Source organism: Myroides sp. LJL116 (assembly GCF_054871685.1).
This window is the reverse complement of sequence record NZ_JBTXLR010000001.1, coordinates 134,736-148,302: the sequence shown is the minus strand read 5'-3', so window position 1 is coordinate 148,302 and position 13,567 is coordinate 134,736. Positions and strand designations below refer to the sequence as shown.

At 33.7% G+C, this 13,567-nt stretch carries 9 protein-coding genes; all 9 read left to right on the top strand.

The window, feature by feature from the left end; genetic code table 11:
* Positions 1-20: 20 nt before the first annotated feature.
* The 9 genes from ACYSNM_RS00700 to ACYSNM_RS00660 all read left to right on the top strand — a co-directional run bounded on the left by ACYSNM_RS00700 (position 21) and on the right by ACYSNM_RS00660 (position 13,394).
* Positions 21-1,163, top strand: coding sequence for a trans-sulfuration enzyme family protein (locus ACYSNM_RS00700; RefSeq protein WP_461755208.1), 1,143 nt, complete (start codon positions 21-23; stop codon positions 1,161-1,163).
* 7 nt (positions 1,164-1,170) lie between these two features.
* Positions 1,171-2,139, top strand: coding sequence for an alpha/beta fold hydrolase (locus ACYSNM_RS00695; protein WP_461755207.1), 969 nt, complete (start codon positions 1,171-1,173; stop codon positions 2,137-2,139).
* 9 nt (positions 2,140-2,148) lie between these two features.
* Positions 2,149-4,551 (top strand): bifunctional aspartate kinase/homoserine dehydrogenase I, encoded by a 2,403-nt coding sequence (gene thrA / locus ACYSNM_RS00690; protein WP_461755206.1) that lies wholly within the window; start codon positions 2,149-2,151, stop codon positions 4,549-4,551.
* A 23-nt stretch (positions 4,552-4,574) separates the two neighbouring features.
* Positions 4,575-5,765, top strand: a complete 1,191-nt coding sequence (locus tag ACYSNM_RS00685) for a trans-sulfuration enzyme family protein (protein ID WP_461755205.1) — start codon at positions 4,575-4,577, stop codon at positions 5,763-5,765.
* Positions 5,766-5,814: 49 nt separating this feature from the next.
* Positions 5,815-9,546, top strand: coding sequence for a methionine synthase (metH, locus tag ACYSNM_RS00680; RefSeq protein WP_461755204.1), 3,732 nt, complete (start codon positions 5,815-5,817; stop codon positions 9,544-9,546).
* Positions 9,547-9,550: 4 nt separating this feature from the next.
* Positions 9,551-10,507, top strand: coding sequence for a methylenetetrahydrofolate reductase [NAD(P)H] (metF, locus tag ACYSNM_RS00675; RefSeq protein ID WP_461755203.1), 957 nt, complete (start codon positions 9,551-9,553; stop codon positions 10,505-10,507).
* Positions 10,508-10,654: 147 nt separating this feature from the next.
* A complete protein-coding gene (locus tag ACYSNM_RS00670; protein WP_461755202.1) occupies positions 10,655-11,833 on the top strand; it encodes an acyl-CoA dehydrogenase family protein in 1,179 nt (392 codons plus the stop codon).
* Between the two features lie 5 nt (positions 11,834-11,838).
* Complete coding sequence (locus tag ACYSNM_RS00665; protein WP_461755201.1) at positions 11,839-12,603, top strand: DUF3050 domain-containing protein; 765 nt, start codon at positions 11,839-11,841, stop codon at positions 12,601-12,603.
* Positions 12,604-12,674: 71 nt separating this feature from the next.
* A complete protein-coding gene (locus tag ACYSNM_RS00660; protein WP_461755200.1) occupies positions 12,675-13,394 on the top strand; it encodes a 3-ketoacyl-ACP reductase in 720 nt (239 codons plus the stop codon).
* Positions 13,395-13,567 lie beyond the last annotated feature (173 nt).

Sequence of the window (13,567 nt, the reverse complement as noted above, 5' to 3'; positions counted from 1 at the left end):
AATTACAAAAACACCTAGCTATGAGTACACAAACACAAATACTTCAAAACATTCCAATAGACCCTTTAACAGGAGCATTAGCAGTTCCTATCTATCAAACCTCATCTTTTGAACAACAAGCTCCTGGAGTAAACAAAGGTTTTGATTATTCCAGAAGTAACAATCCAACAAGAGAGGTCTTAGAAAACTTAATTGCTTCCTTAGAGAATGGACAACAAGGTTTTGCTTTATCTAGTGGGGTAGCTGCAATAGATACAGTTTTAAAAACACTCTCGGCAAATGACCATATTGTTGCTGTTGAAGATATTTACGGAGGTGCTTATAGATTATTCGAACAGGTATATAAAAAATTTGGTGTTGATGTAACTTATGTAGACACTACGGATATTGACCAGGTAAAGCGAGCAATCACAGATAAAACTAAATTAATTTGGTTAGAAACTCCAAGCAACCCTACTTTAAAAGTAACAGATATCCAAAGCATAGCAAAAATTGCAAAACATAAAAATATACTATTATGTGTGGACAATACCTTTGCTACTCCTGTGAGTCAAAAACCTCTAGACTTGGGTGCAGATATTGTAGTACATAGTGCCTCTAAATATATTGCAGGACACTGTGATGTAATAGCTGGACTAGTGGTTACAAAAACAAAAACACTAGGTGAAATCATAAAGTTCCATCAAAATGCAAGTGGAGCAATCCTAGGACCAACGGATAGTTTTCTAACCATAAGAGGAATTGAAACATTAAATTTTCGCTACAAAGTACATTGTCAAAACGCACAAATAATCGCAGAATTTTTACAAAACAACCCTAAAATTAAAAATATCTATTACCCTGGTTTACCTGATAGTCCTAGCCATAGTATTGCAAGTAAACAACAAAAATACTTTGGAGCAGTAGTTAGTTTTGATTTACACCAAGACACAAGTGAAGAAGCTCTAAAATTTGTAAAATCTTTAAAGCTATTTCATTTAGCAGAGAGTTTAGGAGGAATAAAAAGTATGTCATGTTTACCCGATCAAATGTCTCATAAAACCGTTGCCAAAGCAGCTAAACTAAAATCAGGAATAACCCCTAGCTTAATTCGCCTATCCATAGGTCTTGAAGAACCAGAAGACCTTATAAAAGATTTGCAGCAAGCCTTTGAAAAACTATAATATCCCCATGAAAAATTTACATCAAATCACAATACAAGATACTTACCAAGATCCAAGTTCAAACCATTGTTTAACCTTAAGCTATCAATTATTTGGCCAACCCTTACATAGTGCTCCAATTGTTTTAGTAAATCACGCTCTTACAGGTAATAGCCAAGTTAGTGGAGAACAAGGATGGTGGAAAACTTTAGTAGACTATGATGCTACAATAGATCTGAACCGTTTTACTGTTATTGCTTTTGATGTACCAGGAAATGGATATAATACCCAAGAGAATATTGTTTTTACAAATTATAAAGAATTAACAACCAAAAGAATTGCTCAATATTTCTGGAAAGCCTTAGAGCAATTAGATATCAAAGAACTCTTCGCAATTATAGGGGGTAGTTTAGGAGGAAGTATAGGATGGGAAATGTTTTTCCAACATCCAAAACGGATTAAGAATCTAATTCCAATTGCTACTTCTTATAAATCTTCCGATTGGCTAATTGCCAATACTTTAGTACAAGATAGCATCTTGAATAATTCCAACAACCCTATACACGATGCAAGAATGCATGCTATGTTACTTTACCGTACCCCAGCATCCTTTGAGCAGAAGTTTAAGAAGGAATACTTGGAAGATCAGCAAAGTTATAAAGTAGAAAGTTGGTTAAATTTCCATGGCCAAAGTTTAACCAAAAGATATCAACTTTCCTCCTATAAGTTAATGAACCATCTATTAAAAACTATAGGAGAAAGCTTAAGCCAACAAAAAATACAGGATATTATAATCAACTCAACCACTAGCATTCACAGTATTGCAGTAGACTCTGATTATATGTTCACCTATGAAGAGCAACAAAAAGCTCACCAAGAATTAACTAATAAAAAAGGAAACTATCATTTTTCACAAATTCAATCTATTCATGGACATGATGCATTTTTGATTGAATACGAACAACTAAATAACCTATTAATTAACATTTTCAAATAAATCAGCACCATGAAAGTTTTAAAATTTGGAGGAAAATCACTAGCATACGGACAAGGTTTCGACAAAGTAATCAACATTATTGAACAGCAAGCTAAAGAAGATAAAATTGCAATTGTAGTATCTGCAATAGGAGACACTACAGACACTTTAGAAAGTATTTTAGAATTAGCTAAAAACCAAGGGGACTATACTATATCTTTTGAAGATTATAAAAATAGACCTTACCACCAAGGAGTAAATATCACTAAAGAAGTACAAACCTTAGAGAAGCTTTTTGAAGGTGTTTCCTTAATCGAGGATTATAGCGCAAAAATAAAAGATCAAGTTTTAGCACAAGGAGAATTAATCTCCAGTAAAATACTAACAGCAAAATTAGTAGAAAAAGGACTTAATGCTCTTTCATTAGATAGTAGAGAGTTTTTTATCACAGATAATACTTTTGGAAGTGCACAAGCAAACCAAGAGATTTCAAAACAAAAAACACTACAACTATTTAACAGTCTTGAAAAAGATACCATTGCAGTAGTTACAGGATTTATTGCTGCAAATACTAAAGGAGAAACAGTTACTCTAGGTAGAAATGGAAGTAATTATTCGGCTTCATTATTAGCTAATTTTTTACAAGCAAAAGAATTACAGAATTATACGCATGTAGATGGAATATATACAGCCAACCCTGACTGGGTTAAGAATGCACAAAAAATTGAAGAATTACATTTTGATGAAGCAAATGAGTTAGCAAATTTTGGAGCCTCTATTTTACATGCTAAAACTATTTTACCACTTTTAGAAAACAATATTCCTTTGAGAATTCTAAATACGTTGAATCCACAAAATAAAGGAACATTGATTTCTGCTAAACCAAGTCTAAAAGGCATAAAATCTCTTTCCTTACAATCCGATAGTTCATTAATCCAATTTGAGGGCAGAGGATTATTAGGAATCGTTGGAATTGATGCAAGAGTATTTACAGCATTAGCAAACCAAAATATAAGTATAGGAGTTATATCCCAAGGTTCTTCAGAGAGAGGTTTAGGATTTACAGTTCCCACCAAAGATGCCGATAAAGCATTACAGGCATTAAGAGATGAATTTGCAAATGATTTATATAACAATGATGTAAATAGTATCAAGGTAAGAAAAGACATTGCAATTATTTCCATCGTAGGACAAGACTTAAGCACTTTTGATAAGCCATATGCAGCACTAGTAAAAAACAAAATCGTACCTATCTTATTTAATAACACAGTAACTGGTAAAAATGTTTCTTTAGTAGTGAACCAACAAGATGCTAAAAAAGCATTAAATGTTATTCATGGTCAGATCTTCGGTATCGCAAAAAAAATAAATATTGCCATCTTCGGGCATGGACTAGTTGGAGGAACATTAATTGATCAAATTCTACATTCCAAAGCGTCTATTGCAGAAAAGAAAAATATTGAATTAAACATTTTTGCCATCGGAAATTCTAAAAAGATTGTATTAAATGACCAAGGTATTACCTCAACTTGGAAACAGGAAATACAACAAAAAAGTATAAAATATTCCATTGAAGATGTTATCGAATTTGCCAAGCAAAATCACTTAGAAAATCTAATAGCAATTGATAACACAGCAAGTTCTTCCTTTATTGAAAATTACATTCCACTTGTAAATAATGGATTTGACCTTATTTCTTCTAATAAAATAGGTAATACAATTAGCTATGATTTCTATAAAGAATTAAGACAAACCCTAAAAAACAACCATAAAGAATATCTCTACGAAACTAATGTAGGTGCGGGATTACCTTTGATAGATACTATTAAGTTACTTCACCTTTCTGGAGAAAATATTACAAAAATTAAAGGGGTATTTTCTGGAAGTTTGAGTTATATCTTCAATAACTTCTCTGTATCGGATCAGCCCTTTAGCCAAATCCTAAAACAAGCAATTGACAAAGGATTTACTGAGCCAGACCCAAGAGAAGATCTATGTGGAAATGACGTTGGAAGAAAGCTTTTAATCTTAGCAAGAGAATTGGACTTACAAAATGAATTTGAAGAAATAAATATTCAAAACCTCATCCCTGAAGAATTTCAAAATATTGATACAAAACAATTTTTAGAAAACTTAGAGAAATTAGATCCTTACTTCGATAAGATTAAAGCTAATTTAAATCCAGATACAGTCTTGCGTTATGTAGGAGAGTTATCAGGAGACTTACAAACAGACAAAGGAATCTTAGAAACAAAATTAATAGAAGTTCCTACTAATTCAGCCTTAGGACAATTAAAGGGATCGGATAGTATTTTTGAGATATACACTCAAAGTTATGGAGAAAATCCAATCATTATCCAAGGCGCTGGAGCAGGTGCTTCTGTAACTGCAAGAGGAGTATTTGGAGATATATTACGATTAGCAGATAAATAAAAATACCACCAAAAAACTATATTATGGCCCAAGAATTAAATAAACAAGAACTAGGATTTGAAACAAATGCGATAAGAACACAAACTCCTAGAACACAAAACAATGAACATTCTGTTCCTTTATACTTAACCTCTAGCTTTGTCTTTGACACGGCAGAAGATATGAGAGCAGTGTTTGCTGAAGAAGTTCAAAAATATTCTTATTCAAGATATACAAATCCTAATCAAAGTGAACTGGTAGATAAAATAGTTCAAATGGAAAAAGCCGAAGCGGGATTTGCTTTTGCCACTGGAATGGCTGGAGTATACTGCAGTTTATTTCCTTTACTATCTCCAGGTGATCACATTGTTTCTTGTTCAAATATATTTGGTTCAACCCTATCTTTATTTAATAACACATTCCCTCAATGGGGAGTAGAAACTTCTTACTTTGATATCCATTCAACGGATAAAATAAAAAGTTTGATCACCCCAAATACAAAGATATTGTATGCAGAGAGTCCTACTAATCCAGGGGTTGATATCTTAGATTTAGAAGTATTAGGAAAAATAGCAAAAGAGCATAATTTACTTTTTATAGTAGATAACACTTTTGCAACACCATACCTGCAAAATCCAATAAACTTCGGAGCTAATATAGTTATTCACTCTACTACAAAGTTAATCGATGGACAAGGAAGAGTTTGTGGAGGAGTAGTTGTTGGAGATAAAGACTTAATACATAAAATTTATCTTTTCGCTCGTACTATAGGAACTGCCCTATCCCCTTTTAACGCTTGGGTACTTTCAAAAAGCTTAGAAACTTTAGCAGTTAGAGTAGATAGACATTGCCAAAATGCCCTGCAAATAGCAGAGTTTTTGGAAAATCATCCAAAAATAGAATTTATTAAATACCCTTTCCTACCGAGCCATCCTCAGTATGAAATTGCAAAGAAGCAAATGAAACAAGGAGGAAATATTGTAGCCATTGGAATAAAAGGAGGTTTACAAGGAGGTAGAGCTTTTTTAGATGCTTTACAAATATGCAGTAGATCTGCTAACCTTGGAGATAGTAGAACAATTGTAACTCATCCAGCATCCACAACACATGCTAAAGTATCTCCAGAGGATAGATTAGCTGCAGGAATAACAGATAATTTAATTCGACTATCTGTTGGATTGGAAAACGCTCAAGATATTATCAACGACCTACAACAAGCATTAGATGCTAGCTAAAAAGTACTATTAAAAAAAGAACATTTAACAACTTAACCAAAATCAAGCCATGTCAACATTAAAAAACAAAACTGATATTAGAAGCCTATTAGAACAAAGAACCCTTGTATTAGATGGAGCAATGGGAACAATGTTACAAGCTTATAAATTTTCAGAAGAAGATTTTAGAGGAGAGCGTTTTGCTGATTTCGCCCATTCTTTAAAAGGGAATAATGATTTACTGTCCTTGACTCAACCTAAGGCTGTTCAAAACGTTCATAGAGAATACCTATTAGCTGGAGCCGATATTATTTGTACAAATACTTTCTGTAGTACCACCATTGCAATGGCTGACTATCACTTAGAAGATTACGTATATGAGCTAAATTACCAATCCGCTATTCTTGCTAGACAAGTTGCAGATGAAATCCAACAAACTACACCAGATAAACCACGTTTTGTTGCTGGTGCTATTGGACCAACAAATAAGACCGCTAGTTTATCTCCTGATGTAAATAACCCTGGATATAGAGCAATCACATTTGAAGCGCTAAGAACAGCATATAAGCAACAAGCAGAAGCTTTACTCGATGGTGGATGTGATATCTTATTAGTGGAAACTATCTTCGATACTTTAAATGCAAAAGCAGCTTTGTTTGCCTTAGATCAAATTCAAGAGGAAAGACAAATTGAAATTCCAATTATGATCTCTGGAACTATTACAGATGCTTCAGGAAGAACTTTGTCGGGACAAACAGTAGAGGCTTTCCTTATTTCTATTTCCCATATTCCTTTACTGAGTATTGGATTTAACTGTGCATTAGGTGCTGAACAATTGGAGCCTTACGTTCAGCAATTGTCTAAATACACCAATGTTAGTATCTCTGCCCATCCTAATGCTGGATTACCAAACGCATTTGGAGAATATGACCAGAGTCCAACAGAAATGAAAGAGTTAATCGATAGTTTTTTAAAGCAAAATCTAGTTCAAATTATTGGTGGATGTTGTGGTACCACACCCGAACATATTAAATTATTAAGTCAAGGTGTTGCCCAGCATGCTAAAGCAAGAGAAGAGTTTCCAAAAGCACAGCCATCTCCAGTATTAGCTTTATCAGGTTTAGAGCCTCTTTATGTAAGTAAGTTAACCAACTTTGTAAATATTGGAGAGCGTACAAACGTTACAGGTTCTAGAAAATTCCTACGCTTAATCAAAGAAGAAAAGTTTGATGAGGCTTTAGCAGTAGCTTTAGATCAAGTACAAAATGGAGCACAAATCATCGATATTAACATGGATGAAGGCTTATTAGATGGAGTAGAATGCATGGTAAAATTCTTGAATCTAATCGCTTCTGAACCAGATATTTGTAGAGTACCAATAATGATTGATAGCTCGAAATGGGAAATTATTGAAGCAGGTCTGCGTGTAATTCAAGGTAAAGGAGTAGTTAACTCCATTAGCTTAAAAGAAGGAGAAGAGCTTTTTATCGAACATGCAAAATTAATCAAACGTTATGGTGCAGCAACAGTTGTGATGGCTTTTGATGAAAAAGGCCAAGCTGACTCCTTAGCTAGAAGAATAGAGATTTGTGAAAGATCCTATAATATATTAGTTAACAAGGTAGGCTTTGCACCACAAGATATTATATTCGACCCTAATATTTTCCCAGTAGCCACAGGAATGGAAGAGCATAACAATAATGCCCTTGATTTCTTTTTAGCTACCAAGTGGATTAGAGAGAACTTACCTTATGCAAATGTAAGTGGAGGGGTTAGTAATGTTTCTTTCTCTTTTAGAGGTAATAATACTGTTAGAGAGGCGATGCATGCAGCTTTCTTATATCATGCCATAAATCATGGAATGAATATGGGAATTGTAAATCCGGAATTACTTGAAGTATACGATCAAGTAGATCCAGAATTACTAGAGTTTGTAGAAGATGTATTATTAAATAGAAGAGAAGACGCAACAGAAAGATTATTAGACTATGCAGAAAGTATAAAAAATGTTGGTCAAACAAAAGAAACCCAAGAAAAAACACAGCAATGGAGAAATGGGGATATACAAGAAAGACTTACTCATGCTTTAGTAAAAGGAGTTGATGCGTATATCTATGAAGATGTGGAACAAGCACGTTTAAGTGTTAGCCAACCAATTGAAGTAATCGAAGGTTACTTAATGAATGGAATGAATGTAGTTGGTGACCTATTTGGCTCAGGTAAAATGTTCCTTCCACAAGTTGTTAAGTCTGCAAGGGTGATGAAAAAAGCTGTTGCGTACTTACTTCCATTTATTGAAGAGAGTAAAAGACTGAATCAAATCGTAGGCTCCCAAAATGCTGGTAAAATTTTAATGGCAACTGTTAGAGGAGATGTACATGATATAGGAAAAAACATTGTAGCTGTAGTTTTAGCTTGTAATAATTATGAAATAATTGATCTTGGAGTAATGGTTTCTCCTGAGAAGATTATTGAAACGGCTTTAAAAGAAAAAGTGGACATCATTGGTTTAAGTGGATTAATTACTCCTTCTCTTGATGAAATGGTTCATTTAGCGAAAGAGCTACAAAAAATAGATTGCGAAATTCCTGTAATGATTGGTGGAGCAACTACCTCTAGAGTACATACGGCAGTTAAAATTGCCCCTGAATATAATAACACTGTTGTCCATGTTCATGATGCCTCAAGATCGGTTACAATTGCAAATAAACTATTACAAAAAGAAATTAATCAAGAATATAAACAAGAATTAAAACAAGAATATGACCAATTAAGAAGTGATTACTTAGGTCGTGCAAGAGAAAAAACATATATAACTTTAGAGCAAGCAAGAGCCAATAAGTTTAAGATCGATTGGGAAAACACTCCTATTGCAAAACCAAATTTCATAGGTACTAAGACTATTAGCTGTGAATTGTATGAACTATTACCTTATATAGACTGGTCTCCATTTTTTAGATCATGGCAATTATTCGGAAAGTTCCCACAAATATTGACAGACCCAGTAGTTGGTGCAACTGCTACACAAGTATATGACGAAGCTCTATTGATGTTAGATAAAATAATCCAGGAAAAATGGTTTGAAGCAAGAGGAGTGGTAGGAATCTTTCCAGCAAATCAAGTAAATGACGACGATATTCAGCTTTATGACGAGCAAGGAAAGGAATTAGATACATTATTAACCCTACGCCAACAATCTTTGAAAAACGTAAAAGCACCAAATATTGCACTAGCAGACTTTATAGCTCCGAAAGAAACAAATATTCAAGATTATATAGGCTTATTTGCAGTCACAACTGGATTTGGAGTAGAAGAAAAAGCAAAAATATTCGAACAAGATCTAGATGATTATAATGCCATAATGGTTAAAGCATTAGCCGATAGACTTGCTGAGGCTTTCGCAGAATATTTACACTGGCAAGTAAGAACGCAATTATGGGGTTATGATAACCAAGAGCAATTAAGCAATGAAGAATTAATTAAAGAACAATATACAGGAATTAGACCTGCCCCTGGGTATCCGGCTTGTCCAGATCACTTAGAAAAAGGAACGATTTGGGATGTATTAGAGGTAGAAGAAAGAATTGGCCTAAAACTAACGGAGAGTTATGCAATGTTCCCTACAGCTGCTGTATCAGGATATTATTTCGCCAATGAAAAAAGCCGCTACTTTGGTTTAGGTAAAATTGATCAAGATCAATTAGAAGATTATGCCTTAAGACGTAATATCTCTATCGAAGAAGCAACAAGATGGCTATCACCAAACCTAGCCCAAACAAACATTAAGCAACCAACAAATTAAGACAATGAAAGTTACAGAACATATAGAAAAAGCAAAAGGTAAAACACAGTTTTCCTTCGAAATATTACCTCCTTTAAAAGGTCAAAACATTCAAAGCATTTTTGATACTATCACCCCATTAATGGAATTTGAGCCTCCATTTATAGATGTTACTTACCATAGAGAAGAGTATGAATACAAAGAAGCATCTAATGGTTTATGGGAAAAAAGAATTGTTAGAAAACGACCTGGTACAGTTGGTATATGCTCAGCTATTCAAAGTAAGTTCAAAGTAGATGCTATTCCTCATATCCTTTGTGGAGGATTTACAAAAGAAGAAACAGAAAATTTCTTAATTGATTTAGACTTTCTTGGAATTGATAATGTAGTGGCTTTACGTGGTGATGCGGTTAAAAACCAAACTTATTTTAAAGCAGAGCCAGATGGAAATCAATATGCTTCAGATCTGGTTTTACAAATTGAAAATCTGAACAATGGTATTTATTTAGATGCAGAATTAGAAAATACAAGTAAAACTAACTTCTGTATAGGTGTAGCTGGCTATCCTGAAAAGCATATGGAAGCACCCAATTTTGATACAGATTTAAAATATCTAAAACAAAAGATTGACAATGGGGCAGAGTATATTATTACACAAATGTTTTTTGACAATAGTAAATTCTTCGAATTTGTAGAAAAGTGTAGATCAATAGGTATAACCGTACCAATCTTACCAGGACTAAAACCCTTGGCTACAAAATCTCAACTTAACCTATTACCTCAGCGTTTTAAGGTAGATTTACCAGATGACCTTGTAGCTGAAGTTCTCCAAGCTAAGGACAATGCCCAAGTGAAAGAAATCGGTATACAGTGGTGTATTGAACAAAGTAAAGAGCTAATTAAAGCTGGTATTCCTATCGTTCACTACTACTCTATGGGACGTTCTGAGAATATTTCTCGAATTATAAAAGGTGCCGTATAATAAATTATTTTCCATTACGCTTGACTTATTTTATATTAAGTCAAGCGTTTTGCTTTATACTTGATTTGAAGCTAGCCTATCTATTTGTTGGGAGTAAAATATTAAGTATTTTTGTTGTACCAACAACCTATAAATTACTTTAATATTATGAGTAATGATTTATTTCAAAGTCCAGATTATTATCATTTAGATGATTTATTAACGCAAGAGCATAAACTCATCCGAGATACAGTTCGAACATGGGTAAAACAACAACTGTCTCCAATAATTGATAAGTATGCCCAAGAGGCTATTTTCCCCACAGCTTTAATTCCAGGACTAGCAGAAATTGGAGCTTTTGGCTCCTATTTACCTGTTGAATATGGAGGTCATGGTCTAGATCATATATCCTATGGCTTAATCATGCAAGAAATTGAACGTGGAGACTCTGGTATTCGTTCTACTTGTTCTGTTCAAACTTCTTTAGTGATGAACCCAATCAATGAATTTGGTACCAAGGAACAAAAGCAAAAGTACTTACCTAAATTAGCTACTGGCCAGTGGATAGGTTGTTTCGGACTTACCGAACCCAACCATGGCTCTGACCCTTCTTCTATGTTAACTAACTTCACCGAGAAAGAAGATCACTATTTACTAAATGGAAGTAAAATGTGGATTTCCAATGCTCCCATTGCAGATATTGCTATTGTATGGGCTAAAAATGAAAAAGGTAGAATACATGGGCTAATTGTAGAGACAAATTTACCTGGTGTATCTACCCCTGAAACTACAGATAAATGGTCCTTACGTGCTTCCTGTACAGGGGAATTGATCTTTGATAATGTGAAGGTTCCAAAAGAAAACTTATTAGTAGGTAAAAGTGGATTAGGTGCTCCTTTACAATGCTTGGACTCTGCTAGATATGGTATCGCTTGGGGAGCTATTGGTGCAGCTATGGATTGTTATGACACTGCATTAAGATATGCCAAAGAGAGAATCCAGTTTGATAAACCTATCGCCGCTACACAGCTACAACAAAGAAAATTGGCTTTAATGATAACTGAAATAACCAAGGCGCAATTGCTAACTTGGAGATTAGGTGTTCTTAGAAATGAAAACAGAGCTACCTCTGCACAAATATCCATGGCTAAACGTAATAATGTAGAAATGGCATTAAATATAGCTAGAGAAGCAAGGCAAATACTAGGTGCAATGGGAATTAGCGGACATTATCCAATTATGCGACACATGATGAATCTTGAATCTGTGATTACCTATGAAGGAACCCATGACATACATTTACTCATAACAGGATTAGACATAACAGGTCACAGTGCCTTCAAATAAATTTTATGTATATAGAACAAGTAAACACCGCTATTGAAAAGCAAAGAGAAATCTTATTAAACCATCCCCTATACAGTAAAATAAAAACCCCAAAAGATCTACAAGTCTTTATGGAAAACCACGTATTTGCTGTTTGGGATTTTATGTCTTTACTTAAAGCATTACAAATTAAGCTTACCTGTGTTTCTATCCCTTGGCAAGCAAGTAAATTTCCGCAAACAAGATATCTAATTAACGAAATCGTTCTAGCAGAAGAATCGGATATTGGCTTTGATGGAAGTAGGCTAAGCCATTTTGAAATGTATACAAAAGCAATGAAAGCTTTAAAGGCAGACACAATAAAAATTGATAACTTATTAGGTGACTTAAACACAGGAACTAATTTAAAGGTAGCTATAGATAATAGTGATTTACCCTTAGCGGTAAAGGATTTTCTAAACTTTACCTTCACTACTATAGAAAAAGGAGAAGCACATGAGATCGCGGCTGCATTTACCTTTGGTAGAGAAGATTTAATTCCAGGTATGTTTACAAGTATCTTAAAAGAATTACAGATTAATTTTCCAAATGCTGATTTAAGAGAACTGATCTATTATTTTGAACGACATATAGAATTAGATGCAGATGAACATGGTCCAATGGCATTACAAATGGTAAGTGAGCTTTGCGCAGACGATCCTAAAAAATGGGAACAAGTTATAGCAGCATCTCAAAATGCTCTAGACAAGAGAATTGCACTTTGGGATAGCATTGAAAAACAAATAAATTAACATCTGTTTACTATACCTCCATATAAAAAAGACGTATTTTTGTATTATCTTAAAATAAGAAAATAAAAGTTATGACAAATTTAAAAGGACAAAACGCTATTATTACAGGTGGCGGTAGAGGTTTAGGAAAGGCAATGGCTTTAGCTTTTGCTCAACAAGGAATAAATGTAGCTATAACTGGAAGAAATATTCAAACCCTTGAAAACACTGTAAAAGAATTAGAGTCTTTTGGTGTAAAAGCTTTTTGTGCAAGTTTTGATGTAAAAGATCAACAAGCTGTTAAACAAAACATTTCTCTTCTTATAGAACAATTAGGAGGTATTGATATTCTTGTTAATAATGCGGGAATAGCTGCTTTTGGTTCATTTACGGATATGCCAGCAGATCAGTGGGAAGATATCCTTTTAACTAATGTAATGGGAGTATATAATGTTACTAAAGAAGTATTACCTCATTTAATTGAAAAAAATCAAGGAGACATATTTAATGTTGCATCAACGGCAGGATTAAACGGTAATGCGACTACTTCAGCTTATTCAGCTTCTAAATTCGCAGTTATCGGTATGTCAGAATCTTTAATGAAAGAAGTTAGAAAAAACAATATTAGAGTTTGTACTCTAACACCAAGTACAATTGCTTCTGATATGTCTATTGAATTAGGCTTAACAGATGGTAACCCAGAGCATATTCTTCAACCAGAAGACTTTGCTGAGGTAGTAGTTGCTACATTAAAACTTCCAAGAAGAGCAATGTTGAAAACTGCTTCTTTATGGACTACAAACCCACAATAAGAAAATTCTTATATAATCTAAAAAGGACTTTAAATAAAGTCCTTTTTTTTTGTATAAAATTTAGATTTCACTCGTATATATATAGCTAATTATCCTTTTGAACGCATTTTTTCAACAAAACACCTCTTAAAATCATTTATTTTTCATAAATTTGATTGAAAATCAATAAATAA